Source organism: Nocardia veterana NBRC 100344 (assembly GCF_000308855.1).
Lineage (GTDB): Bacteria > Actinomycetota > Actinomycetes > Mycobacteriales > Mycobacteriaceae > Nocardia > Nocardia veterana.
The window spans coordinates 1-24,494 of record NZ_BAGM01000210.1; the positions used below are offsets into that span (position 1 = coordinate 1).

The following is a 24,494-nucleotide window of genomic DNA, read 5'->3' on the forward strand; positions in this document are numbered from 1 at the left end:
AAGGTTTGCCTCATCTTCGACAAATTCGTCCGACCTTTTTCGGCAACTTCTTCCGGACACTCGACCATTAATCGGCAACCAGCGAAAACGCAATGGCGTCCGGATCGTCCATTCGTCGTTTACGATATGATCACAGCTGGTTCACAGTCTCGCCACAATGCCCTCGGTACCCTAAAACGGTCTACAGCGTCGTATGATTCCTCACTCGCCGAACGGCAAATTGTGCTTACAAAGGGGCGTTACGTGTCGAATCCAGTCTATGCCCGGGTTCTGGGACCCTTGACTCTTGCTCTGAACAATCGTAATGCGACACCGACCGCTCAAAAACAGCGGCAATTGCTGGCATTGCTGTTGATTCGGCATTCCACGGTCGTTCCGGTGACCACACTGATCGAAGAACTGTGGAACGACGAACCGCCACGCAGCGCCGTCACGGTGGTACAGACCTATATTCTCGGCATCCGCAAGAAGATGGCCGAATATCTGGAACTGGAGCAGAGCGACATCGCGGACAGATATCTGCGCACCTGGAGCAAGGGCTATCTGTTCGACGCGCAGGAGTGCGTCCTCGACCTGCGCGACTACCGAACCATGACCGACGCCGCCCGCTGCGCCCTGACCGCCGGCGACGACCGGCGCGCGGTCGATCTGTTCCAGGCCGCCGAGGCGCTGTGGACCGGACCGCCGTTACTCGACGTCGAGGTAGGCATACCGCTGTCGAGCGAACTCTCGCATCTGGATCAACTGCGGCTGACCAATCTGGAACTGCGCATCGAGGCCGAGTTGCGGCTCGGCCGACATCGCGAAGTGTGCCCCGACCTGGCGCGACTGACGGTGGAACAGCCGCTGCACGAACGATTGCAGGCCTACTACATGTACGCGCTGTGCCGGTCCGGGCGCCGGCACCGCGCCCTGGAGTCCTATCACCACTTCGCCCGCGCACTGCAGCGCGAACTCGGGCTGGATCCCTGCGTGAAGCTGCAGCGACTGCACTACGACATCCTGAACGCCTCCGACGAAACGGTGACCGCGATGCTCGAATCCCGGCACGCCGGATACCTGATCGGCTGGCAGGCGGACGCCGGATACGACGTCTCCGCGACGCCCGCCTGACCCCCCACCCGATCATTCCGCGCCGGCCTCGCCGAGCATCTCGCCCACCAGCGCGGTGGTGTGCGTACCGGCGCGGAATTCCGGGCGGTCGAGCACCTCCAGGAGAAATTCCCGGGTCGTGCAGAGGCGTTCTCCGCTGATCCGGAATTCACCCAGCGCCCGGCGCATCCGCGCGATGGCGGCGGCGCGGTCCGGCGCCCAGACCACCACTTTGGCGAGCAGCGAATCATAGTTCGGCGGTATCGAATAACCGGCCCGAAGATGCGAATCGACACGGGTGAACGGACCACCCGGCGGGGTGAATTCGGAAACGACGGCCGGCGTCGGCACGAAACCGGCGGCCGGGTTCTCCGCGTTTATCCGGCATTCGACGGAGGCGCCCACGGGCCGGATGTCGTCCTGGCTCCGGCCGAGCGGCTCACCCGCCGCGATCCGGATCTGCTCGGCGATCAGATCGATACCGGTCACCATTTCCGTGACGGGGTGTTCGACCTGTATCCGGCAGTTCACCTCCATGAAGTAATAGTTGCCCGCCGCGTCGACCAGGAATTCGACGGTGCCCGCGCCGGTGTATCCGGCCGCGAGCACACCCGCCACCGCGGAACGGCCGATGCGCGCGGCCAGTCCGTCCGGCAGTCCGGCCGCCGGCGACTCCTCCACGAGCTTCTGCTGGCGGCGCTGCACCGAGCAATCTCGTTCGCCGAGATGGATTCCCGCGCCGTGGGTATCGCACAGCACCTGCACCTCGACGTGCCGGGCCTGCTCCAGATACTTCTCGACGTACACCCGGCTGTCGCCGAACAACATGCGCGCCGCGGCCCGGGTCTCGCGATACGCACGCGGGAAGTCGCCGGCCTCGTGCACCACCGTCATCCCGCGACCGCCGCCGCCGGCGACGGCCTTCACGATCACCGGGAAGCCGATCCGCTGCGCCAGGGTCTGCGCCTCGTCGAATTCCACCGCGTCGAGACTGCCCGGCAGCAACGGAAGACCCGCCTTGGCCATCAGCGTCCGCGCCGACTGCTTGTCGCCGAGCTCGGCCATGACATCGGCCGGCGGCCCGATGAGACGGACGCCCGCGGCTCGGCACGCGTCGGCGAAATCCGGTGATTCCGAAAGAAATCCGTACCCCGGATGGATCGCGTCGGCACCGGTGATCTCGGCGGCGGTGAGCACGGCCGCCGCATCGAGGTAACTGCGTTTCGCGGCCGCCGGCCCGATCCGCACGGCCTCGTCGGCGAAGTCCACGACCGCGGAGTCCCGGTCGGCCGCCGAGTAGACCGCTACGGTGCGCAGCCCGAGTTCGCGGCACGTGCGGGCCACCCGCAGTGCGATCTCGCCTCGATTGGCGATGAGAAGCTTGTCGAACATGATGTCTCGCAATCCGTTACGCCACCGAGCGGGCGGCCACCGGTGCGCCGAATCGACGGAACCGAGCGCGACGCTCGGCGGCCAATTCCTCGCCACTGCGCCCGATCAGGGCGGACAACGACTCGACGAGCGCGTGGTGAAGCCGGTCCGCCGCCTGCTGCCGGGCAACGGCGCCACCGGTATCGGCTGCCGGGAGCACGCCGTCGACGATCCCCAACCGCAGCAACTCGCGGGCTGTGAGATGCAGTGCCGCCGCGGCATCGGGCGCCGCGGCCGGATCGTTCCATACGATCGCGGCGCAGCCCTCGGGGCTGATCACCGAATAGGTCGCGTCGGCCGCCATCAGCACCCGATTGGCCACCCCGAGCGCGAGCGCACCGCCGCTGCCGCCTTCGCCGATGACGACGCTGATCACCGGCACCCGTAGGCCCGACATCAGGCGGAGGTTCTCGGCGATCGCGATGGCCTGACCCTGCTCCTCGGCCGCCGCGCCGGGGTAGGCGCCCGGCGTATCGATGAGCGCCACCACCGGAAGACCGAGTTTCTCGGCCAGTCGCATGAGCCGCGCCGCCTTGCGGTAGCCGGCGGGGGTGGGCATGCCGAAGTTGCGCGCCATCAACTCCTTCGGATCCCGGCCCTTCTGCTGTCCGAGGACGATGACCGGTTGCCCGCCGAGCCAGGCCGGCCCGCCCACGATCGCCGGGCAGTCGCCACCGATCCGGTCGCCGCGCAGCTCCACGAATCCGTCGAAGACCAGGCCGATGTAGTCCAGCGCCGTAGGCCTCGTCGTCTCCCGCGCGGCGCGCACCTGCGCCCACGGGTCGGTCGCGGCCAGGGAATCGGGATCGGTGACGAGCTCCGCCGGTTCGCCACGGTCGCCGGTCGGGTCGACCGGTCCCGCGAGGCGCAGCAGCGAGCCCAGCACCGAGCGCAGCCCGGCACGCGGCACGATCATGTCGACCAGACCCCGGCTCAGCAGGAATTCCGCGGTCTGGAACTCCGCGGGCAGCTGCTGCCGGATCGTCTGCTCGATGACTCGGCGGCCGGCGAAGCCGAGGCGGGCGCCCGGTTCGGCGATCAGCACATCCGTCGACGTCGCGAACGACGCGGCGACCCCGCCGTAGGTCGGGTCGGTGATGAGGCTGATGGTCAGGATGCCGGCGCGGCCCAGCTGTTCGAGTGCCGCGCTCGTCTTCGCCATCTGCATCAGCGACAGCGGTCCTTCCTGCATCCGGGCGCCGCCGGAGGCGGTGACGATCAGCAGCGGAATGCGCTCGGCCAGGGCGGTTTCCGCGGCGGCGGTGATCATCTCCCCGACGGCCGTGCCGAGACTGCCGCCCAGGAAGCGAAAGTCCATCGCCGCGATGATCACCGGCGAACCCTCGATCCGGGCGCTCGCGCAGACGACGCCGTCCCGCAGACCGGTGCGGGCCCGGGCACGAGCCAGCCGATCCGGATACGGCTCGACGTCGTGGAAGCCGAGTGGGTCGTCGTCGGTCGCCACGATCGGTAGCGGCCGGAATCGGCCGCCGTCGGCGAGCAGGCGCAGGCGTTGCTCGGCCGAGAGCGCGCTGTGTCGCCCGCATTCACCGCAGACGCCGAGATCTCGTTCGAAACGCTTGCGGTACAGCATGGTCCGGCAGCCCGGGCAGAGCACCCAGTCCGCGGTAGGGGAGCTTTCCGGCTTCTTCACGGGTATCTCCTGTGCTCGATCGGCCACGGCGAGCCCGGACGGCTCGAGGCGGTGTGTTCAGCTTCGCGGCGGCCACTCGAGGACAGCTCGACCGTCGTCCTCGAGCGATGCTGGAGCGGCTCCCCGCACGCTGATGGTGATCGCGGTGCCGTCACCGGTGGAAGGGGAAACAGCTATGCACATCAAGGCATTCGGGGGTTCGGCATGAGCCGCCGCGTGGTCGTGACCGGACTCGGCGTTCGTGCCCCCGGCGGAAACGGCAAGGACGAATTCTGGGCCTTGCTGTCCGAGGGCCGCACAGCCACCCGGCGGATCAGCTTCTTCGACGCGTCGCCCTACCGCTCGCAGGTCGCGGGTGAAGCGGATTTCGACGCGGTCCGGGAAGGCCTGTCGCCCAGAGAAATCCGGCGGATGGACCGGGCCGCGCAGTTCGCGGTGGTGTGTGCACGGGACGCGGTGGCCGACAGCGGGCTGGCGATCGACACCCTCGATCCCCAGCGGATCGGTGTCAGCCTCGGCAGTGCTGTCGCCGCGGCGACGAGCCTGGAACAGGAATATCTGGTGTTGTCCGACGCCGGGCGCAACTGGGTGGTCGACCAGAAACACCTGTCGCCCTACATGTTCGACTACATGGTCCCGAGTGTGATGCCCGCCGAGGTGGCCTGGAGCGTGGGCGCCGAGGGACCCGTCGCCATGGTGTCCAACGGCTGCACGTCTGGCCTGGACTCGGTCGGCCACGCCGTGCAGTTGATCCGCGAGGGTTCGGCCGATGTGGTGCTGGCCGGCGCCGCCGACACCCCGATCACCCCGATCGTGGTGGCCTGCTTCGATGCCATCAAGGCGACCACCCCGCGCAACGACGACGCCGAACACGCCTCCCGCCCGTTCGACAGATCGCGCAACGGATTCGTGCTCGCCGAAGGCGCGGCCATGTTCGTCCTCGAGGAGTACGACAGCGCGCGCCGGCGCGGTGCGCGCATCTACGCCGAGATCACCGGGTACGCGACCCGCTGCAACGCCTACCACATGACCGGGCTCAAGGCCGACGGCCGGGAGATGGCGGAGGCGATCCGGGTGGCGCTCGACGAATCGCGGGTCGATCCCCGAGCGGTGGATTACGTCAACGCGCACGGTTCCGGCACGCGCCAGAACGACCGCCACGAAGCCGCGGCGGTGAAGCGGAGTCTCGGCGAGCACGCCTACCGCACGCCGATGAGCTCCATCAAGTCGATGGTCGGGCATTCGCTCGGCGCGATCGGTTCGGTGGAGATCGCGGCCTGCCTGCTCGCGTTGCAGCATCAGGTCGTGCCGCCGACGGCGAATCTGTACGAGCCGGATCCGGAGTGCGACCTGGACTACGTTCCGATCACCGCGCGCGAGCACCGCATCGACACCGTGCTCAGTGTCGGCAGCGGCTTCGGCGGTTTCCAGAGCGCCATGGTGTTGCGCCGGCCGCAGGAGGTGGCGGCATGAGTGTGGTGACCGGAATGGGCGTGGTGGCGCCGAACGGGCTGGGGCTCGAACAGTTCTGGGACGCCGTACTGGCCGGTCGCGGCGCGATCGCACCGCTGACCCGGTTCGACACCGACGGCTTCAGCGCGACCCTGGCGGGCCAGGTCGCCGACTTCGAAGCCGCCGAGCATCTGCCGACCCGGCTGCTGTCGCAAACCGACGTGTCCACCCGGATGGCACTGGTGGCGGCCCAGTGGGCGCTCGACGACGCGAAGGTCGATACCGGCGCGCTGACCGACTACGACATGGGTGTGGTGACCGGAAACGCTTCCGGCGGTTTCGAATTCACCCATCGCGAATTCAACAAACTGTGGTCGCTGGGTTCCGAGCACGTCAGCGTGTACGAATCGTTCGCCTGGTTCTACGCCGTGAACACCGGTCAGATCTCGATTCGGCACGGGATGCGCGGTCCGAGCAGCGCCCTGGTCGCCGAGCAGGCCGGCGGGCTGGACGCGATCGGCCATGCCCGGCGCACCGTGCGGCGCGGCACCCCGCTCGTCGTGACCGGTGGCGTCGACTCGGCGCTCGACCCGTGGGGATGGTCCGCGCACATCGCGGCCGGAACCGTCAGCACCGCAACCGATCCCGCGCAGGCATATCTGCCGTTCGATGTGCGTGCGGCCGGTAACGTCCCCGGTGAGGGCGGTGCCATGCTGGTGCTCGAGGATGCCGCCGCGGCCCGCGCCCGGGGCGTGCCCGAGGTCTACGGCGAGATCGCCGGCTATGCCCAGACCTTCGATCCGCCGCCCGGCTCGCCGCGGTCGCCCGGTCTGCAGCGGGCGATCGAACTGGCCCTCGCCGACGCCGGACTGAGCAGCGACGACATCGACGTCGTGTTCGCCGACGCCGCCGGTGTCCCGGCCGCGGACCGCGCCGAGGCGGCGGCGCTGGAAGCGGTGTTCGGCCCGCACGCGGTACCCGTCACCGCGACGAAACCGCTGACCGGCCGGCTGTTCTCCGGTGCGGGCCCGCTCGACATCGTCACCTGTCTGCTGGCCATGCGCGATGCGACCGTCCCGCCGACCGCGGGCACGACCGAACTCGCCGCGGACTGCCGCATCGACCTGGTCCGCGGCGAACCCCGAGCCGCCGAGGTGCGGGCCGGTCTGGTGCTCGCCCGGGGGCGCTGGGGATTCAACTCCGCCGTGGTGGTCCGCGCCCAGCCGCGCTAGTCGCCGGTGCACAACCCGACCAACCGTCCGAACCCAACCAGGAGCAGATCATGACCATGACCATGACCATCGACACCCTGCGCCGGATCCTCGTAGCCTGCGCGGGCGGCGACGAGGACGCGCCCGAACTCGCCGGCGATATCGCCGACGTGGAATTCGAAGAGCTGGGTTACGACTCGCTCGCCCTGATCGAGACCGCATCCCGCATCCAGCGCGAGTTCGGGGTGACGGTCCCGGAAGAACAACTCATCGACGTGAAGACCCCACGCGAGCTGATCGACATCGTCAACGACCAACTCGAGGGTGTGGCATGACGATTCGGATGACCCATACCCGCGTCGTCGAGGCGCCGGCGGCCGAGGTCTACGGCCTGGTCGCCGACGTCACCCGATGGCCGGTGATCTTCGCCCCCACGGTACTGGTCCGGCACCTGCACCGCGGGGCGGACGAGGAACGTTTCCGGCTGTGGGCGACGGTGAACGGCAGCGTGACCGACTGGACCTCGCGGCGCACCCTCGACCCCGCCGGCCTGGCGATCACGTTCGAACAGGAACGCAGCCGGGCGCCGATCGCCTCGATGGGCGGGCAGTGGCGATTCACCGCGGACGGCCCGCGGACGACCACGGTCACCCTCGATCACTCCTTCACCGTGACCGACGGCGTCGAACCGGACGTGGTCGCCGGCGCGGTCGACCGCAACAGCATCAGCGAACTGGCCGCGCTGGCGCGCATCGCCGAACTCGGGTATCCGGTCGACGAGATCGTCGTCGGCTTCGAGGACCGCGTGACACTGGAAGCCTCCGCGGCCGAACTGTACGACTTCGTCTACCACAGCGACCGCTGGCCCGACCACGTTCCGCATGTCGATCGCGTCGTGCTCACCGAAGATGCGAACGGCGTGCAGGAGATGGAGATGGACACCGTCACCGCCGGGGGAATCGCCCACACCACCAAATCCATCCGGGTCTGTGTGCCGGACGAACGGATCGACTACAAACAGCAGCTGCCTCCGGCGATGTTGATCGGCCACAGCGGCGCCTGGGAATTCGCCGACGATCCGGCCGGGGTGGTGGTGACGGCCCGGCACACCGTCGCGATCGATCCCGCAGCCGCACGCGAAATCCTCGGTGCCGATACCGATCTCGCGGATGCCCGCGCCTATCTCGGTGAGGCCCTGGGCACCAACAGCCGCAACACGCTGCTGTGCGCGGTCCGCTACATCGCGGCCCGCCGCGCCGAGTCCGCGAAATCGGCGTCATGACGGCGGCCCGAACCTCCGATGCCGCTGTGCCGGTGATCCAGGAGGTGGCCGATGGCGTGTTCGCCTACACCCACGGTCACGGCGGCTGGTGCGTGAGCAACGCCGGAGTGCTGGCCGGGCCCGACGGGGCGATGGTGATCGACACCCTGGCCACCGAAGCCCGCACCCGCGGCCTGATCGACCTGGTCGATCGGGTGGCCGGCGGCCCGGCCCGCACCGTCGTCAACACCCACCACCACGGCGATCACAATTTCGGCAACCACTTGTTCGGGCCGGCCGCGACGGTCATCGGGCACGAGCGGATCCGGGCCGAGATGATCGACACCGGCCTGGCGCTGACCCAGTTGTGGCCGCAGGTCCAGTGGGGCGATGTGCGCGTCACCCTGCCGACCGTGACCTTCGCCGACCGGATGACGGTGCATGTCGGTGGGCGTCGGGTCGAGCTCATCCATCTCGGCCCGGCCGCGCACACCACCAACGATGTGGTGGCGTGGCTGCCGGCGGAGAAGGTGCTGTTCGCCGGCGATCTGGTGATGTCGGGCGCCGCGCCGTTCTGCCTGTTCGGCTCGGTCGACGGCAGCCTGGCCGCGGTGCGCGCCCTCGCCGACCTGGGCGCCGAGACCGTGGTGGCAGGCCACGGCCCGGTCACCGGTCCGGAGATCTTCGACCGGACGACGCATTATCTGCAATGGATTCGCCGGGTGGCGACCGACGGCCGCGCGCTGGGCCTGTCGCCGCTCGAGATAGCCCGCGACGCCGGGCTCGGTGAGTTCGAGGATCTGCTGGATTCGGAACGCGTGGTCGGCAATCTCCATCGGGCCTACGCCGAACTCGACGGCGCCGCCCCCGGGGCGCCGCTGGACGTCCTGGCCGTCTTCGACGAGATGATCACCTACAACAACGGGCAGGTGCCTGCGTGCGCGGCGTGAGTGTCGACGTCTGTGTGGTCGGCGGCGGGCCGGCCGGGCTGGTCGCGGGCGTGTTACTGGCCCGGGCGGGAGCCGAGGTGCTCGTGCTGGAGAAACATCCGGACTTCCTGCGCGACTTCCGCGGGGACACCGTGCATCCGTCGACCTTGACGGCGATGGACGAGCTCGGGGTCGCCGAGGAGTTCCTGCGCCTGCCGCACAGTCGCGCCCCGCGGTTGCCGATGCTGACCGAACTCGGCCCGGTGACCTTCGCCGACTTCCGCAGGCTGCCGGGCCGGTTCCCGTTCGTGGCGTTCATGCCGCAGTGGGATGTGCTGAACTTCCTGGCCGACGTCGGCCGCCGCTATCCCGGTTTCCGGCTGGTCCAACGCGCCGAGGTCACCGGCTTCGTCAGCGACGGCGACACCGTCGTCGGGGTGCGGGCCGAGGCTCCGGACGGGTCGCTCGAGGTGCGGGCCCGGCTGGTGGTGGCGGCCGACGGACGCCGTTCGCTGGCCCGCACCCGGGGCGGTCTCGAGGTGGCGGCCGGGCGGGCGCCGATGGACGTGCTCTGGTTCCGGATCGGCAAACCGGCGGGCGACGCGACGCCGACCGTCCGAAGTGGGCGTGGCTATTTCGTCGTCGCGATCGATCGCGGCGACTACCTGCAGGTGGCCTACATGATTCCGAAGGGCGGATTCGACGCGATCCGGGCGGCCGGCCTCGACGCCTTCCGGGCCGGGCTGGCGGCGATCTATCCGGCGTGGAAGCCGCAGCTGGAGAACGAGATTCGCGACTGGGACGATGTCAAACCGCTGGATGTCCGGGTGGACCGGCTGCGGCGCTGGTACCGCCCCGGCCTGCTCGCGATCGGTGACGCCGCGCACGCGATGTCACCGGCGGGCGGGGTCGGCATCAATCTCGCGGTACAGGACGCGATCGCCACCGCGCGTCTGCTCGGCCCGACGCTGGCGGCCGGGGGCACGCCGACGCCCGGACAGCTGCGCGCGGTCCAGCGCCGCCGCGAATTCCCGATGCGGGTGGTGCAATTCGCGCAACTGCGGTTGCTCGCGGACCTCTATCCGGACGCCTCCCGGCCGAATACCGACAGACCGTTGCTGGCCCGGCTGCTGCGCCGCCTGCCCGGGCTGTCGCATGTGATCGCACGGGTCATCGGGCTCGGCATCCGGCCCGAGCACGTACCCCCGGCGGTCGCCGGAAAACCCACTGTCTCGACCACATAGGAGATTCGATCGTGTCGACCTATCTGCTCGTCCACGGCGCGTTCCACGGCGGCTGGGTGTGGCAGCGGGTGACTCCGCTGCTGGAAGCCGCCGGCCACCGCGTTCTCGCGCCCTCGCTGGTCGGACTCGGCGAGCGCGCACCGCTGCTCGGCCCGGACGTCGGATTGGACACCCACGTCGACGATCTCGCCGAACTCGTCGTCGCCGAGGATCTGCGGGAGATGATCCTCGTCGGGCACAGTTACGCTGGCATCGTCGTCACCGCGCTGGCCGACCGTCTGCCGCGGCGCATCGCGCACCTGGTGTACGTCGACACCTTCGTCCCGCGCGACGGCGAATCGGTCGCCGACATCATGCCGCAGATGGTGGCGGCGTTCGCCGCCGCGGCCGAGGCGACCGGCGAGGGCTGGCGGGTTCCGCCGGTGACCGAGCCGATGGGCGACGGGGGCCTCAACGGCGTCACCGAGGAACCCGATCTGAGCTGGCTGGCCTCGATGTTGACCGCCCAGTCGCTGAAGACGTTCCAGCAACCGCTGACCTTGCGCAACCCGGACGAGCTCGCGCTGATCCCGGTGACCCATATCCACTGCAGCGAGGGTGGCGAGGACTTCAAGGCCATGCGCGCCGCGATGCCCCGGACCCTCCCGCCGGCCGATCTGCCCGCCGATCGCCTGAAGATCCTGCCGACCGGTCACGACTGCATGCTCACGATGCCGGACGAATTCGCCACGCTGCTGGGCGAATTGGCCGCTCAGCGCGCACCGGCGTCGTAGGCGGCGCGGGCCGCGAGCACCTCGGCCAGATGTTCGTTCGACCACCGCGCGAGCCCGTCGAACAGCGGAGTGAGGGTAGCGGCCAGCGCGGTGGCCGCGTACTCCACCCGCGGCGGTACCTCGGCGTGGTAGCTGCGTTCCACCAGGCCGTCCCGCTCGAGCTGGCGCAGCCGCTGGGTGAGCACCTTGGGCGTGACGCCCGAAACGCGTTGCTGTAGTTCGTTGAACCGCATCCGGCCGTCGTGGATCAGCACCCACAGCACCTGGGTGGACCAGCGGCCGAAGAACAGGTCGACCACCGGGGAGATGGGGCACGGGTCGAGAGCTGGTTCCGAGCGAGCGGACGTCATGGTGGACTCCTCGTCACTTTCCATTAGGTAACTACTATACTTCGGAAACTACTGTGGTCTGGCACCGCTTTTCGGCGCGAGAGGAGCACAGTGATGACACCGGCGACAGCGAACGGGCGGACGGATCTGCCGCGGCGTCGCGGCGAACGCCCGCTGACCCGACCGCACAATCCGCACCAGCAACTGAGCCAGAACGCGGGAATCCGGCTGCAGGAATCGCTCTGGGCCCGCATGCGGTCACTCCCCGGGGTGGTGGCCGGGCCCAGTCTGGTCTCGCTCCCCGACACCCGGGCCCTGCATCTGACTCCGGACCTCGCCCACGGCCCGGCGCAATCCTTCTTGGCGGGAACGGAATTCGCACATCTGCACGGTCCGGGCGACGGCAGCCTGCACCTGTGCCTGCCGGCGCGGCTCGCCGGCGCGGCGATCGCCGGCGGGTGGGCCGAACCGCATCCCATGGCCCATACCGGCCTGTTGCCGGCCTCGTTGCTCATGGTCTACGGGCCGCGAGACGCCGATGAACTCGAGCAGGTCTGGCTGCTGGTCCGCGGCGCCTACACCTATGCGCGCGGCACCGGCGGCGGCCGCGCCGCTCGAGCGTGCTTCGAGCGGTGACGGCGAGGGTGGGTGCCATGACTGCCGCAGATCTGGTCGGAACCTGGGAACTGGTGTCCTACTACGACATCGACGATGCCGGTATCCGCAGCGAGGGCCCGCTGGGTGCCGACCCGCGCGGGCTGCTGATCTACACCGCGCACGGATTCGTCTCGGTCAGCATGATGCGCACCGACGGCGCGCCCACCGCACCGTTCATGGGCTACGCCGGCACCTGGCGCGTGGCGGGCGCGACGGTGCTGCACGCGATCGCCGTGTGCTCGAATCCGGCGTGGGCGGGCACCGAGCAGGTGCGGCAGATGTCGCTGCGCGGCGATGTGCTCACGCTGATCGGCACAGCACAGGTGGACGGGCGAGCCCAGCGCCGAATTCTGACCTGGCGCCGGGCCGCCCGCCCGTCCTGATTCGGCGCGGTCACTCCGGCCGGTACGAGAACAGAGGTTCGTCGAATTGCACGGGTTCACCGTCCTGTTTCAGGATCGCGGTCACCACCCCGCCCGCCGGCGCCGTGACCGGGATCATCAGCTTCATCGCCTCGACGATGGCGACCTGCTGCCCGGCGGAAACGCGGTCACCGACCGCGACGAAGGGTTCGGCGCCGGGCTCCGGGCACCGGTAGAACACTCCGATACTGGGTGCGGCGATGACCGGATCGGCGGCCGGAACTCGTTGTCCAGCAGCGGCTTCCGCCGGTGCGGGGAGATCCGGCACGGCACCCGCGACCGGCGCGGCCGAAGCCTGCGGCCACTGGGCTTCCACGGTCACCTCACCGACCTGAATACGCAGTCCGCTGGGTTGCTGCGGAAATCCGCTCAGCAGTCGCAGCGCACCGGATTGGATCGCATCGAGAATCCGCAAGTAGTCGTGCTGGGCGTGACCGAGCTCGGTCGTGGGCTCGAGATCGTCGGTCGTGGTGCCGTCCGGGGTCGTCACGATGGTCCTCCCGGCTCAGTAGTTACCCAGCCCGCCACAGACGTTCAACGCCTGTGCGGTGACGGCGGCGGCACCCGGCCCGATCAGGTAGTCGACCATCGCCGCCACCTCCTCGGGCTGCACGTAACGCCCGATCGGAACCCGGGCGCTCACCCGCGCGTGGACCTCGTCGGTATCGACACCCCACAGCTCGGAATACACCTCCCGAACCCGTTCGGCCATCGGGGTTTCCACGAATCCCGGGCAGACCGCGTTCACCGTGATGCCGGTCTTGGCCAGCTCCAGGCCGAGCGCCTTGGTGAAGCCCACGACACCGTGTTTGGCGGCGGAGTACGGCGCACCGTGCACCACGCCCTGCTTACCGCCGGTCGAGGCGATATTGACGATGCGGCCGCTGCCGCGGTCGAGCATGCCGCCGGCGGTGAGTGCGGCCTTCGTGGCGAAGAAGACGCTGTGCAGGTTGGTCTCGACGACATCGAGCCACAGCTCGTCGTCGATCTGCGCGGTCACCCCGCCCCCACTGCGTCCGGCGTTGTTGACCAGGATGTCGATCGGGCCGAACCGGCGCACCCCGGCATCGACGAATTCCCGCACCTGCGCGGCGTCCCGGACGTCGCAGGCCACCCCGTCCACCGCGAACCCGTCGCCCTGCAGCTTTTCGGCCGTTTCCGCCACCCGCTGCCCGTCGCGCGCGCAAATGAACACCGAAATACCTTGCCCGGCGAGATTTTTCGTTATCTGCAGGCCCATTCCGCTGGTCGCTCCGGTGACCAGGGCGACGCGCTGACTTTCCGCCATATCTCCTCCATCGGTACTGAATCCGGTGACACCGGCCCATCCGGCCACCAGAGTCGCCGAGCGGCCTATAGATCCGGTCAAACCGGGGCCGACTCGACCGACGCTCGAGCGCCGTCGGCCACCGTGAACCGTGCCCGCGGCCCGCCCGATCCGGGCAGCCGACACCGTCTTCCGAGGAGCCGTCCATGACCACCGTCGCCAGCCGCGCCGAGTTGTATGCCGAGGTGCAACAGTTCTACGCCGACCAGATGCAGCGCCTGGACAACCGCGACATCACCGGGTACGCCGAAACCTTCACCGAGGACGCGGAATTCGAGCACACCCCCGGGCGGCCCCCGGCCCGCACGCGCGCCGGGATCGTGGCCGATCTGACCGAGTTCCACAAGCGGTTCGACAGCGATCCGATGCAGCGGCGGCACTGGTTCAACATGACCGATCTGCGACCGCAGGACGACGGCCGCATCGTGGCCACCTCGTACTGCCTGGTGGTCAAGATCCGCCCGGGAGCGAAACCGGAGATCGCACCCAGCTGCGTGGTGCACGACGTCCTCGTCCGCATCGACGGTGAGCTGCGCACCCGATCCCGCCGCGTCACCCACGACTGACCGAAAACCCCAGCCACCGAAGGAGTTCCGCCGTGAGCACGGTACCGTCCACCACCCACCTCGCCCTGGCCGCCGACGCGCAGGACCTGCTGTTCCGTGAAGCCCGCACCGCCAACACGTTCACCGACGAACCCGTCACCGACGAACAGATCCGGGAGATCTACGAACTGATCAAATACGCGCCGACCTCGATGAACCAGCAGCCGCTGCGAATCGTGCTGGTCCGCGGCCCCGAAGCGCGCGCCGCCCTGGTCGAGCACATGCTCGACAACAACAAGCCGAAGACCGCGAGCGCGCCGCTGACCGCGATCCTGGCCGCCGACCTCAACTTCCACGACCATCTGCCGAAGCTCTTCCCGCACGCACCCGAAGCCAAGGACTACTTCGCCGACGACGACTACCGAGCCGAATCGGCGCGCTTCAACGCGCTCATCCAGATCGGGTACTTCATCCTCGGCGTCCGGGCCGCCGGGCTGGCGGCGGGCCCGATGAACGGGTTCGACGCGGCCGGGGTGGACAAGGAGTTCTTCCCCGAGGGCAGCCACACCGCACTGGTGGTGGTCAATATCGGCAAGCCCGGACCCGACGCCTGGTATCCGCGTTCGCCGCGGTTGAGCTACGACGAGGTCGTCACGACCGTCTGACCTCGGCATCGGGCGAGGCGGACACCCGGTACGGGAGGATTCCGCCCGCCCGTCGAGCGGCCGTCGTCCCCGGCCGCTGTGCGAGCATGGGACGGTGAGCGCAACAGCGGGCGGGCCGGCGACGGCGGCCGACCAACTCGAGTCCTTGCGGATCCCGGTGACCGGGTATTGCTACCGCATGCTCGGCTCGGCCGCCGATGCCGACGACGCCGCTCAGGAGACGTTGATCCGCGCCTACACCCGATTCGACAGTTACGACCCGAGTCGCGCTCGGCTGTCCACCTGGGTGCATGCCATCGCCACCAACATCTGCCTGGACATGCTGCGCTCGGCGCGCCGCCGCATGCTGTTCTGGGAGGGCCCGGACGCCACCGGCTTCGATCCGGATGCCGTACTCCCGCCCGACCGGTGGATCGACCCGATACCCGACAGCCGGGTGCTCGATCCGGCCGACCGGATCGTGCGGCGCGAGTCGGTGCGCCTGGCGTTCGTCGCGGCGCTCCAGCACCTGCCGCCGCGGCAGCGGGCCGTGTTGGTCCTGCGCGATGTGCTGGCGTTCAGCGCGGCCGAGACCGCGCAGATGCTCGAGGTCGGCCCGGCCGCGGTGAACAGCGCGCTGCAGCGTGCCCGCGCCACCCTGAGTTCGGTGCCGGAACAGGCCACCGAGGTTCTCGATCCCGAGAACCCCCGGGATCGCGAAGTGATCTCCCGATACGTCGCGGCCTTCGAGAACCATGACGTCGAAGGCCTCGCGGCACTGCTGTGCGAGGACGCCCGGTCGGGCATGCCGCCGCTGGCCTGGCGGTTGAGCGGACGGGACACCATCGTCGCGGTGTTCGCCGCCGGCGATGCGTGTGCCGGCGACCGGCTGGTGCCGGTCGCCATGAACGGGTCGATCGGATTCGGCCAGTACCGCCCCGACCCGGACGGCGTGCTGCGGCCGTTCGCGCTGCTGGCGCTCGGCGCCCGCTCCGGACTCGTCGCGCAGCAGATCACCTACTTCGGCAGTGGCGACCGATTCGCCGAGTTCGGGCTGCCGCCGACCGTCGATTCGGCCGCGCACCGATGAATTCCGGCCGCCCGATTCGTAACAGCAGGGACCCCTCCCCTACGACGAAACGGCAGCCATGACCGATACCGGAACCGACCACACCGCCACCCTGCGAGAACACGTCATCGCCGAACGCACCCGTCTCGCGGAGCTGCTGGCCGCGCTGACGCCGCGGCAATGGGATGCCGCCTCGCTGTGCGCGGGCTGGCGGGTGCGCGAAGTCGTCGCGCATATGACGATGCCCTACCGGACCTCCACGCCCGCGTTTCTGCGCGGCATCATCGCGGCCCGCTTCTCCTTCGATCGCTACGCCGATCGCGCCGCCCGGGCCGACACGGCCCGCCTGAGCGATGCGGAACTTCTGGCGTCGCTGCGGGACAACATCCGCCACCCCTGGCGGCCACCGGGCGGCGGCGTGGCGGGCGCGCTCAGCCACGATGTGATCCACGGTTTGGACATCACCGAGCCGCTGGGGCTGCCGCCCGCACCACCGGAACGCATCGCCGCGGTGCTGGAGAACTCCACCGCGAAGTCGCTGCGCTACTTCGGTGTGGACCTGGCCGGGCGGCGCCTGGAAGCGACCGACGCGTCCGTCGGGATCGGGACGGGCACACCGATCAGCATGAGCGCCAAGGACATTCTGCTCACCGTCACCGGGCGCCGCCCCCTGCCGGTCGAGTGAGGACGCTCAGCTCGCCGGCCAGGTACCGGTGAGCTTGCGGAAGCCGCTGGCACCGGCACGGTCGACCGCGGCCTTCACCAGGCCGAAGATCGTGCCCTGCAGCGCCGCCGCGGCCAGCACCTCCCGCCAGGTGTGGTCGGGCGCGGTGGCGCTGGGTGCCTCGTCCTCGCCGGTGAGCCGCACTCAGAGCCGGGAGAACAGCAGCGACGCCAGCAGTCCGCCCAGCACACTGACCACCATCCCGAGCGGTTTGTAGATCAGCTTCACGACGACCGCCTCCTACGCACGATCCATAACACGGCCAATGCCGAGATCACCGTCAGCCCGACCGCGGGTAGCGGGATCTGCCGGGCGAGTTGGGCCGCCCGATCGGCATTGCCCTGCGCGATCTGCGCGCTGCGGTGCATCCGATCGCGCGCCCGGGCGGGCACGTCGAGTTTGGCGGTCAGCGCCGCCACCGTCTCGCTCAGCTCCGCACGGGTCAGATCGCGGTCGTAGCGCAGTGCCTCCGGGTCGCTCGGGATCGCCGTCCCCGGGTGCGACACCGAAGATCGGCCGTTGCCGGATTGCGACATCTGCCACCATCTCCTCCGGGCGCCGTTCGAATCGTGCGACCCGCTCCGCCCGCGAACGGACCGCCGATATCCGGTTGTGCTCGCGATACCCCGGAATCCGGCGACGACACCGGGCGCGGCGAATACCGGCCCCGGGGAACAAAACGCGCGCCGGGCCCCCTTGCATCGAACAGTCGATCAGAAGGAGATCCGTAGTGACCGATCTGCTGCCGCTCACCCCCGACGAGCTGCTGACCACGACCCGCGCCGTGCGCCGTCGACTGGACCTGACCCGGCCGGTGCCGATGGAGGTGATTCGCGAGGCGCTCGAGGTGGCCCTGCAGGCGCCGTCGGGCGGCAATCGTCAGAAATGGCATTGGATCGCGGTGACCGACCCGGCGCTCAAGGCCCGCGTCGCCGAGTACTACCGGCGCTCGCATCTGGCCTACCGGGAAGCCGGCGGCGAACCGGCCGATGCGGCCGCCGCCCGCATCGCCACCAGCTCGGACTACCTGCGCGAGGTGATGGCCGAGGTCCCGGTCCTGATGATCGGCGCCATCGACACCGGCGGGGCCGACCTCTCCGGTAATCAGGCCGGTCTGTGGGGTTCGCTGCTACCCGCCGCGTGGAGTCTGGCCCTGGCACTGCGGGCCCGCGGACTCGGAACCACCTGGACCACACTGCATCTGGAATACGAACGGGAAGTCGCGGAGGTTCTCGGCATTCCGGCCGACGTGCGCCAGGGCGTCCTGCTGCCGATCGCCTACACCAAGGGCACCGATTTCCGCCCCGGACCACGCGCCGACCTGGACTCGGTACTGCACGTCGACGGCTGGTGACTCCCGGCCGGTGAACGCCGAAAGCCCGGGCACTGCCCGGGCCTTCGGCAACGGCAACCTCAGCGGATGGCGATGATCGCCGAGCCGTGCCCGAACAGACCCTGATTCACCGCGATGCCGGCCCGGGCGTTGTCCACCTGGCGCCCGTCGGCCCGGCCGCGCAGCTGCCAGGTGAGCTCGCAGACCTGGGCGATCGCCTGCGCGGGGATGGCCTCGCCGAAGCAGGCCAGTCCGCCACTCGGATTGACCGGCACCCGCCCGCCCAAAGTCGTTGCGCCGCTGCGCAGCAGCTCCTCGGCGCCGCCCGTCTCACACAGTCCGATGTCTTCGTACCAGTCCAGTTCCAGTGCGGTGGACAGGTCGTAGACCTCGGCGAAGGACAGATCGGCGGGCCCGAGACCCGCCTCCTCGTAGGCGGCGTGCGCGATCGCCGACCGGAACGCGTGCGGCGGCGGCTCGACCGCCACCGCGGAGTCGGTCGCGAAATCCGGCAGATCGAGCACGGTCTTCGGGAACGTCGGCGTCACGGTCGACAGTGCCCGGATCCGGACCGGATCGCTGATGCCGCGCCGGCGCGCATAGTCCATCGAGGTGAGTACCAGCGCGGCACCGCCGTCGCTGGTCGCGCAGATATCGAGCAGCCGCAACGGGTCGGACACGATCGCCGACGCGGCGACCTCCTCGGCCGACACCTCCTTGCGGTAGCGGGCGTACGGGTTGTTCAGGCCGTGCTTGGCGTTCTTCACCTTGACCGCGGCGAAGTCGTCGAGGGTCGCGCCGTGCAGCGCCATTCGTCGGCGCGCGTAGAGCGCGAAATAGATGGGGTTGGTGGCCCCGAGCAGGTGGAAGCGCAGCCAGTCCGGATCGTCGCGGCGCTCCCCGCCGACCGGCTGGAAGAAGCCCTTCGGCGCGGCGTCCGCGCCGACCACCAGCGCCACATCCGTCAGCCCGGCCAGGATCTGCGCGCGGGCATTCGCGATGGCCTGCGCCCCGGACGCACAGGCCGCGTAACTGCTGGAGATACGCGCGCCCGACCATCCCAGCGCCTGCGCGAAGGTCGCGCCCGAGACGAATCCGGGATATCCGTTGCGGATGGTGTCCGCACCCGCGATGTAGCCGACATCGCGGTGGTCGATGCCGGCGTCCGCCAGGGCCGCACGCGCGGCGACCAAACCGTATTCGACGAAATTGCGCCCCCACTTTCCCCATTGGTGCATGCCGGCGCCGAGGACGGCGATATCGCGAGCGTTCGAATCAGGCATCGACCGGCCTCCACATCCACACCGTGTGCTCGGCGTCCTCGTCCTCGTACAGCACGCCGAGGGTCAATTCGACCGGCATGCCGACGGCCAGGTCGTCGACGGTCAGACCGCGCACCACCTGCCCGAGGACCACCATCTGCTCGACCTCGAGTTCCACGGCCGCGACCACGTACGGCTCGAACGGATCCGGTGAGACATAGGGTGCCGGTGGCTTGTACCGGGCGTCCGCGTACGACCAGATCCGGCCACGCGTGGACAGCAGGTACTCGACCAGCTCGGACCCGTCCTTCGCACTCGCGCACTGCGGGTTGCGGCAGGCCAGCGTATTGCGGGGGAAGTACGGCGTGCCGCAGACCTCACAGCGGCTTCCCACCAGGCGGACCGCGCCGTCGTCCGCAGTGAACCAGCCGTCCACCGCGGGGCGTTGTTCTTTCTGCACAGGGCCGACCATATAGGAACACGTTCTATTTTGGCGAGCAATTCGGCACCGCGGATCCCCACCGGCGAGTACGGTGGGACCGGATCGGGGGTGGCACGTCATCCTCGGGTCGATCTGGAGTATCGCAACACGATGGGCATCGAAGCCATTGAGCCGCAATCGATTCGCAACGTCACGATCGTCGGCGACCCGGGGCCGGTGGCCCGGCTGACCGCCCGCCTCCCGATCGGCGGGCGCCCGATCCACTGGGTGGCCGACCACGCCACCCACACGATCCGCCTCGCCGAACTGTCGACCCAGATCCCGGCCGCCGAACTCGAGCGCTCGATCCGGGTGGCCGACGGCCTGGTCGTGGTCGTCGACGCGGCGACCGCGAACACTCGCCGGCTCGAGACGGCTCTGCGAGTGGCCGACGACCACCAGGTCGCCCGGCTGTGCCTGGTGACCGGACTCGGCCGCCCCGGCGCCGATTTCGACCGCAGCGTCCGCACGATCGCCGACGCCCGCGGCGCGGTGCCGGTGCCGGTGCACCTACCCCTCGGCATCGGCGCCGAATTCGACGGTGTGCTCGATCTGGTCCGGATGTGGGAGCTCGAGCCGACGGCACCGGAATTCTTCGGCGGCCGATGGGCAGCGGCCGAACACCGATATCGGCGACTCGTCGAGGCCGTGTTCGAAAACGACAGCGCGCCGGACGCCCGACCGCGCGGGCTCCGGCCGGAGTGGCTGTACGACCGCATCCGCGACCGCACGCGGATCGGCGATGCGGTGCCGGTTCTCTGCGATCCTGCGCCGCATCGAGACGACCGCGGCGCGCTACTGGATGCGATCGTCCGCTTTCTCCCCTCACCGCTGCAGGTGTGCCAGCCCGAGCACGCCCTCGACTACTGACCCGGCGCTGCCGATGCTCGGCGGGCGCGGACCGGCCGTGCTCACTACTGTCGAATCCGACCGAACACTCTGCACGGAACAATCTGCCAGGAGGATCGCTGTGAACCACCGCCACTCCGAGCCCGCGACCCGATGAGCGCCACCGATCTCGATGCCGACAGCGCGGTGGCCGAACGCTATCGCGAACTGGCGGCGGCCGCCCGGGGGCTGGTCGAAGGCGAGCACGACCGAATTGCCAACGCGGCCAATATCTCCGCCCTGGTCTATCACGGTCTGCCCGACGTCAACTGGGTGGGTTTCTACTTCTTCGACGGCCGGGAACTCGTCGTCGGGCCGTTCCAGGGACAGCCCGCCTGTGTCCGCATCGGATTGGACCGAGGGGTGTGCGGGGCCGCGGCGCGCACGCGACGCACCCAGCGCATCGCCGATGTCCATGCGGTCGCAGACCATATCGCCTGCGATCCGGCGAGCCGGTCCGAACTCGTCGTCCCGTTGGTGCACAACGACATTCTGCTGGGCGTCTTCGATCTGGACAGTCCCGAACCGGACCGCTTCGGCCCGGCCGACCAGGCCGGACTGGAGGCCATCGCAGCGATATACGTCGCCTCGGTGACAGCGCCGCGCGCGTGATCCGAGACCGTTCGGCTCGCCGGCGGGCGAGCCGAACGGTCCCCGTCACCAGCCGGAGCCGGAACCGCCGGATCCGGTGTTGGCCAGGATGGTGCCGATGATCATCTGGGCGAGCCCGGCTACAGAGCCAAGAAATTCCACGGGTCCTCCGACTTTTTCCTCATCGCCGCGTGTCCGGCGTAGCCGTGAACCTATCCCGGCAACCTTGTGGAAGAACACCGTTTCATAAAATTGACCACTGGGTGGGACCCGACCGGCCGCCGCTCAGCTAACCTCCGGCGGCTCCCGTCGGCGGTTGTGCGACACCCGCTGGGGCGCAGCGGCAACGGGAGACTAATATTTCGCGGCGTCACGTACGAGCTGAGCGAGAGGTGCTTCATGGCCAAGAAGATCATCGTCGAGCTGGTGGACGACTACGACGGCAAGTCGAAAGCCGACGAGACGGTGCTTTTCGGCATCGACGGCGTGGAGTACGAAATCGACCTGTCGACGAAGAATGCCGACAAACTGCGCGGACTGCTCGAAGAGTGGACGCAGGCCGCCCGTAAGGTCGGCCGAAACCGCCGCGGCGCGAGCCGAATCGGTGGCCCGCGCACCACTCCCGATCGCAAACAAACCGCCGCGATTCGCGAATGGGCCCGCAACAACGGCTACGAGGTCTCCAGCCGCGGCCGCATCCACAAGGACATCATCGAGGCCTACAACAAGGCCAACTGAGACCGGTAGAGCCACCGACGGGTTCGCAGCGCGAAGGCGGCGTGCCCGCCCATCGACCGAGACGGAATCTGGTGGGAGCGGGCGGGTGTCGCGGCGCTGGGCGGCCAAGCCTCGTCCGCGCGAAACCGTTGCGCTGGGCATCGCCCCGGCAGCGGTGCACCACTGCCGATGCGCGGTGCTCCCGGCCGGGCCGACCGCGCAGCCCCTGTCCAAGCGGCTGCTGTTCGGCTTCGGCGCGCACGGCGTGGACTCGCAGTGTGTCGAGGGCGTGCCCCTGAGGGTCGGGCTTGCCCGATGGCAGCCGCTGTCCTATTGTCCGACAACAACTTCGGCTCCGCCCAAAGGACCGCGTTCCACCTCCTTACCGTCGACGGTCCGCGTCGACCGTCGTAGCTCACCGCGCGCGGCGAGCTCGGTGACCGCGGTCCCACCTGCGCAACGGTCACGGCGACGGCGTGAGCAGTTCCTCGGCGTCCGGCATCGCGAGGGCGCGGCGCAGTGCGCCGGACAATTCGGCGAGTTGCCGCCGCGACACGTCCGCGGTGAGCACCGCCTGTGAACCGTGGAAGGTGCCCGGCCACTGATGAATTTCCACCGATATGCCGGCCCGCAGCAGGCGCAATCCGTACGCGAGCGCCTCGTCGCGATTCGGGTCGTACTCCGCGGTGGCGATGTAAGCGGGTGGGAGCCCGGTGAGGTCGGCGGCCCGGGCGGGGGCGGCGTACGGTGTGCCGGGCCGGCCCGCGAGGTAGTGACTCCAACTTTCGGTCACCTTGGCCCGCGTCATGAACACGGTGTCGGTGAAGGCGCGTGCCGACCACGACTCCTGCCGATCGTCGAGGGCGGGCTGGTTGAGCAACTGGAAACAGATCGCCGGCCCGCCCTCGTCACGCGCCCGCAACGCCACTGCCGCCGCCAGATTCGCGCCCGCGGCGTGGCCGCCCACGGCGATGCGGGCCGGGTCGGCGCCGAGCTCATCGGCATTCTTCGATACCCATGCCGCGGCGGCGAAAGCATCGTCCAGCGCTGCCGGATAGGGATTCTCCGGCGCGAGCCGGTAGCCGACCGACACGACCGTGGCACCGGTTTCGGTGGCGATTCGCAGCGCCCACGGATGCTCGGTGTCGAGATCGCCCATCACGAATCCGCCGCCGTGCAGCCATACCACCGCCCCCTGCGGTGTGCGGGGGCGATACACCCGCACCGGAATGCCGGGATCGGCGGGCAGGACCCGGTCGGTGATCTCGAGCTCCGCGGCGTCGGGCACCGGCAGCGCGGCGGACAATTGGGCCAGGCCACGGCGGGCGCGGACGGGGTCACCGAGGGTCGCCGCCGGGAACAACGAGACGAACGGTTGCAGCTCACGATCCATACCGCTGATGATCGTCGCCGCGTGCCGCCGGGGATTGGACGAATGTTCCCGTGGCGATCAGGTTCGCCGACCGGGCTCGGGCCAGGCCACATCGTCGACATCGAGCCACGGCGCGGCGGCCAGTGCCACCGGCGTCAGCCCGGTGAAGGCGCGAGCCTCCCGGTGCAGATGGGACTGATCGGCATAGCCACACTCGTTCGCCACCTCGGCGGCCGCGGCACCGGCCGCCAACCGGTGTGCCGCGTCGTCGAATCGGATCAACCGGGCGGCCCGTTCGGTGTCATCCCGATCTGCGAACCGAACCGCGACCGCAACTTCTTACGGCTCCAGCCGAACTGACGCGCCAGCGCCTCGACCCGGACGCGCCCACGCGCGCGCACCATCTGCCGCTAGGCGAAGGCGACCTCGGCGTCGACCAGCGGGCCCGCGTCACGCCGCCGAACCAGCGCGTCGGCCGCGATCGCGAACCGGGCCTCCCAGTCGCGGGCGGCGTGCAACCGTTCGCGCAGTGCCTCCGCGTCCCGGCCCCACACCTCGTCGAACGCCGTCACCGTCGCCGTCAGCTCCGATACGTCGCCGAAGACGCGGCGCGCGAGCGGCGGCGACAGACGAATCTGTAAACAGTCGACCTCGCGGCCGCACGCGCGGAGACCGCCGGGTAGCGGCCCCACGATCCCGCCGTGCCGCAGTTCGCGCCCAGCTGTTTCGTCGATCAGCGTCCCGTCGCCGAATTCGACGAAGACGGTCACCGCCGGGTACGGCACCACCCGCATATCCACCGATTGCGTTGCCCGACCGGAGAATCCGGCCATCCGCACACCGGCGACCGCGACATTCGACGGCACCGCCAGCCGCCAGACGGCCGCGCTCGCACGGGCCGGGACCGCAGCACTCATATCCCGATCGTAATCGTCGAACCGGACCCGCCCCGCGGCGTTGTTTGCACGAAGTTTACGAGCGCGAACTCTCGGCGCAGCCTACGCGGCCGCCGCCACGCCTAGACTCGCGGCCACGTCGCCGGAATCCGAGGCGACTCGTCCGTTCGACCACCGCCGCCCGAACACC

The 24,494-nt window shown here is 69.4% G+C and carries 29 protein-coding genes and 1 pseudogene; 18 read left to right on the plus strand and 12 right to left on the minus strand.

Annotated features, from left to right (window positions below):
• Positions 1-126 precede the first annotated feature (126 nt).
• Positions 127-1,113, plus strand: a complete 987-nt coding sequence (locus ON37_RS30180; protein WP_083893406.1) for an AfsR/SARP family transcriptional regulator — start codon at positions 127-129, stop codon at positions 1,111-1,113.
• A gap of 12 nt (positions 1,114-1,125) precedes the next feature.
• Here ON37_RS30180 and ON37_RS30185 read toward each other — a convergent pair whose 3' ends face one another.
• Together ON37_RS30185 and ON37_RS30190 are read right to left on the minus strand one after the other, a co-directional pair.
• On the minus strand, positions 1,126-2,484 hold the full coding sequence (locus ON37_RS30185) for an acetyl-CoA carboxylase biotin carboxylase subunit (protein ID WP_040724432.1): 1,359 nt from the start codon (positions 2,482-2,484) through the stop codon (positions 1,126-1,128).
• 16 nt (positions 2,485-2,500) lie between these two features.
• Positions 2,501-4,177, minus strand: a complete 1,677-nt coding sequence (locus ON37_RS30190; protein WP_040724435.1) for an acetyl-CoA carboxylase carboxyl transferase subunit — start codon at positions 4,175-4,177, stop codon at positions 2,501-2,503.
• A 204-nt stretch (positions 4,178-4,381) separates the two neighbouring features.
• Between ON37_RS30190 and ON37_RS30195 the strand changes: the two genes are divergently transcribed.
• Genes ON37_RS30195 through ON37_RS30225 form a run of 7 tightly spaced genes read left to right on the plus strand, consistent with a single transcriptional unit; the run spans position 4,382 to position 11,047 of the window.
• The gene (locus ON37_RS30195) at positions 4,382-5,650 is read left to right on the plus strand and encodes a beta-ketoacyl-[acyl-carrier-protein] synthase family protein (protein ID WP_040724439.1); all 1,269 of its coding nucleotides are present in this window, start codon (positions 4,382-4,384) and stop codon (positions 5,648-5,650) included.
• Positions 5,647-6,861 (plus strand): ketosynthase chain-length factor, encoded by a 1,215-nt coding sequence (locus tag ON37_RS30200; protein WP_040724441.1) that lies wholly within the window; start codon positions 5,647-5,649, stop codon positions 6,859-6,861. Before ON37_RS30195 ends, ON37_RS30200 begins: the two co-directional genes overlap by 4 nt.
• 50 nt (positions 6,862-6,911) lie before the next feature.
• Positions 6,912-7,175 carry an acyl carrier protein gene (locus ON37_RS30205; protein WP_040724444.1) on the plus strand — a complete coding sequence of 88 codons (264 nt, stop codon included), beginning with the start codon at positions 6,912-6,914 and terminating at the stop codon, positions 7,173-7,175.
• Positions 7,172-8,122 carry an aromatase/cyclase gene (locus ON37_RS30210; RefSeq protein WP_040724446.1) on the plus strand — a complete coding sequence of 317 codons (951 nt, stop codon included), beginning with the start codon at positions 7,172-7,174 and terminating at the stop codon, positions 8,120-8,122. The genes ON37_RS30205 and ON37_RS30210 overlap by 4 nt, the downstream gene beginning before the upstream one ends.
• Positions 8,119-9,051 (plus strand): MBL fold metallo-hydrolase, encoded by a 933-nt coding sequence (locus ON37_RS30215; RefSeq protein ID WP_051032327.1) that lies wholly within the window; start codon positions 8,119-8,121, stop codon positions 9,049-9,051. Before ON37_RS30210 ends, ON37_RS30215 begins: the two co-directional genes overlap by 4 nt.
• Complete coding sequence (locus tag ON37_RS30220; protein WP_040724449.1) at positions 9,039-10,274, plus strand: FAD-dependent oxidoreductase; 1,236 nt, start codon at positions 9,039-9,041, stop codon at positions 10,272-10,274. Before ON37_RS30215 ends, ON37_RS30220 begins: the two co-directional genes overlap by 13 nt.
• Before the next feature lie 11 nt (positions 10,275-10,285).
• The gene (locus ON37_RS30225; RefSeq protein WP_040724451.1) at positions 10,286-11,047 is read left to right on the plus strand and encodes an alpha/beta fold hydrolase; all 762 of its coding nucleotides are present in this window, start codon (positions 10,286-10,288) and stop codon (positions 11,045-11,047) included.
• On the opposite strand, the gene ON37_RS30230 is transcribed toward ON37_RS30225, so the two are convergent.
• A complete protein-coding gene (locus ON37_RS30230) occupies positions 11,026-11,397 on the minus strand; it encodes a winged helix-turn-helix transcriptional regulator (RefSeq protein WP_040724563.1) in 372 nt (123 codons plus the stop codon). The genes ON37_RS30225 and ON37_RS30230 overlap by 22 nt on opposite strands.
• A gap of 93 nt (positions 11,398-11,490) precedes the next feature.
• Here ON37_RS30230 and ON37_RS30235 point away from each other — a divergent pair, with 93 nt between their 5' ends.
• Both ON37_RS30235 and ON37_RS30240 read left to right on the plus strand, forming a co-directional pair.
• Positions 11,491-12,012 carry a luciferase domain-containing protein gene (locus ON37_RS30235; RefSeq protein ID WP_040724453.1) on the plus strand — a complete coding sequence of 174 codons (522 nt, stop codon included), beginning with the start codon at positions 11,491-11,493 and terminating at the stop codon, positions 12,010-12,012.
• Between the two features lie 17 nt (positions 12,013-12,029).
• The gene (locus tag ON37_RS30240) at positions 12,030-12,416 is read left to right on the plus strand and encodes a lipocalin-like domain-containing protein (RefSeq protein WP_040724456.1); all 387 of its coding nucleotides are present in this window, start codon (positions 12,030-12,032) and stop codon (positions 12,414-12,416) included.
• A 10-nt stretch (positions 12,417-12,426) separates the two neighbouring features.
• On the opposite strand, the gene ON37_RS30245 is transcribed toward ON37_RS30240, so the two are convergent.
• Positions 12,427-12,945: an acetyl-CoA carboxylase biotin carboxyl carrier protein gene (locus ON37_RS30245; protein ID WP_051032328.1), complete on the minus strand. Its 519-nt coding sequence runs from the start codon at positions 12,943-12,945 to the stop codon at positions 12,427-12,429.
• Between the two features lie 15 nt (positions 12,946-12,960).
• A complete protein-coding gene (locus tag ON37_RS30250) occupies positions 12,961-13,743 on the minus strand; it encodes an SDR family NAD(P)-dependent oxidoreductase (RefSeq protein ID WP_040724567.1) in 783 nt (260 codons plus the stop codon).
• Positions 13,744-13,928: 185 nt separating this feature from the next.
• Between ON37_RS30250 and ON37_RS30255 the strand changes: the two genes are divergently transcribed.
• The 4 genes from ON37_RS30255 to ON37_RS30270 all read left to right on the plus strand — a co-directional run bounded on the left by ON37_RS30255 (position 13,929) and on the right by ON37_RS30270 (position 16,725).
• A complete protein-coding gene (locus ON37_RS30255) occupies positions 13,929-14,348 on the plus strand; it encodes a nuclear transport factor 2 family protein (RefSeq protein WP_040724458.1) in 420 nt (139 codons plus the stop codon).
• Positions 14,349-14,380: 32 nt separating this feature from the next.
• Positions 14,381-14,992 carry a malonic semialdehyde reductase gene (locus tag ON37_RS30260; RefSeq protein WP_040724461.1) on the plus strand — a complete coding sequence of 204 codons (612 nt, stop codon included), beginning with the start codon at positions 14,381-14,383 and terminating at the stop codon, positions 14,990-14,992.
• 94 nt (positions 14,993-15,086) lie between these two features.
• The gene (locus ON37_RS30265) at positions 15,087-16,061 is read left to right on the plus strand and encodes an RNA polymerase subunit sigma-70 (protein WP_040724464.1); all 975 of its coding nucleotides are present in this window, start codon (positions 15,087-15,089) and stop codon (positions 16,059-16,061) included.
• Between the two features lie 58 nt (positions 16,062-16,119).
• A complete protein-coding gene (locus tag ON37_RS30270; RefSeq protein WP_040724467.1) occupies positions 16,120-16,725 on the plus strand; it encodes a maleylpyruvate isomerase family mycothiol-dependent enzyme in 606 nt (201 codons plus the stop codon).
• Positions 16,726-16,731: 6 nt separating this feature from the next.
• Here the strand turns inward: ON37_RS30270 and ON37_RS30275 are convergent.
• Together ON37_RS30275 and ON37_RS30280 are read right to left on the minus strand one after the other, a co-directional pair.
• Positions 16,732-16,965 (minus strand): annotated as a pseudogene (locus tag ON37_RS30275) (DUF4235 domain-containing protein).
• Between the two features lie 23 nt (positions 16,966-16,988).
• Positions 16,989-17,300 carry a DUF3618 domain-containing protein gene (locus ON37_RS30280; RefSeq protein WP_040724468.1) on the minus strand — a complete coding sequence of 104 codons (312 nt, stop codon included), beginning with the start codon at positions 17,298-17,300 and terminating at the stop codon, positions 16,989-16,991.
• 194 nt (positions 17,301-17,494) lie between these two features.
• Between ON37_RS30280 and ON37_RS30285 the strand changes: the two genes are divergently transcribed.
• Positions 17,495-18,118, plus strand: a complete 624-nt coding sequence (locus ON37_RS30285; protein WP_040724470.1) for a nitroreductase family protein — start codon at positions 17,495-17,497, stop codon at positions 18,116-18,118.
• 59 nt (positions 18,119-18,177) lie between these two features.
• On the opposite strand, the gene ON37_RS30290 is transcribed toward ON37_RS30285, so the two are convergent.
• Positions 18,178-19,380 carry a lipid-transfer protein gene (locus ON37_RS30290; protein WP_040724472.1) on the minus strand — a complete coding sequence of 401 codons (1,203 nt, stop codon included), beginning with the start codon at positions 19,378-19,380 and terminating at the stop codon, positions 18,178-18,180.
• Positions 19,373-19,831: a Zn-ribbon domain-containing OB-fold protein gene (locus tag ON37_RS30295; RefSeq protein WP_051032329.1), complete on the minus strand. Its 459-nt coding sequence runs from the start codon at positions 19,829-19,831 to the stop codon at positions 19,373-19,375. Before ON37_RS30295 ends, ON37_RS30290 begins: the two co-directional genes overlap by 8 nt.
• Before the next feature lie 78 nt (positions 19,832-19,909).
• Here ON37_RS30295 and ON37_RS32620 point away from each other — a divergent pair, with 78 nt between their 5' ends.
• The 3 genes from ON37_RS32620 (at position 19,910) to ON37_RS30310 (ending at position 22,057) form a co-directional block, all read left to right on the plus strand.
• Positions 19,910-20,710 (plus strand): GTP-binding protein, encoded by an 801-nt coding sequence (locus ON37_RS32620; protein ID WP_245553578.1) that lies wholly within the window; start codon positions 19,910-19,912, stop codon positions 20,708-20,710.
• Positions 20,711-20,842: 132 nt separating this feature from the next.
• On the plus strand, positions 20,843-21,340 hold the full coding sequence (msrC, locus tag ON37_RS30305) for a free L-methionine (R)-S-oxide reductase MsrC (RefSeq protein WP_040724474.1): 498 nt from the start codon (positions 20,843-20,845) through the stop codon (positions 21,338-21,340).
• 378 nt (positions 21,341-21,718) lie between these two features.
• Entirely contained in the window at positions 21,719-22,057 is a 339-nt protein-coding gene (locus tag ON37_RS30310) for a histone-like nucleoid-structuring protein Lsr2 (RefSeq protein WP_040724476.1), read from the plus strand.
• A gap of 442 nt (positions 22,058-22,499) precedes the next feature.
• On the opposite strand, the gene ON37_RS30315 is transcribed toward ON37_RS30310, so the two are convergent.
• The 3 genes from ON37_RS30315 to ON37_RS34415 form a co-directional block, all read right to left on the minus strand.
• A complete protein-coding gene (locus tag ON37_RS30315) occupies positions 22,500-23,429 on the minus strand; it encodes an alpha/beta hydrolase (RefSeq protein ID WP_051032330.1) in 930 nt (309 codons plus the stop codon).
• Positions 23,430-23,486: 57 nt separating this feature from the next.
• Positions 23,487-23,690, minus strand: coding sequence for a helix-turn-helix domain-containing protein (locus ON37_RS34410; protein WP_245553579.1), 204 nt, complete (start codon positions 23,688-23,690; stop codon positions 23,487-23,489).
• A 128-nt stretch (positions 23,691-23,818) separates the two neighbouring features.
• Positions 23,819-24,325, minus strand: a complete 507-nt coding sequence (locus ON37_RS34415; RefSeq protein WP_245553580.1) for a hypothetical protein — start codon at positions 24,323-24,325, stop codon at positions 23,819-23,821.
• Positions 24,326-24,494: the final 169 nt, after the last annotated feature.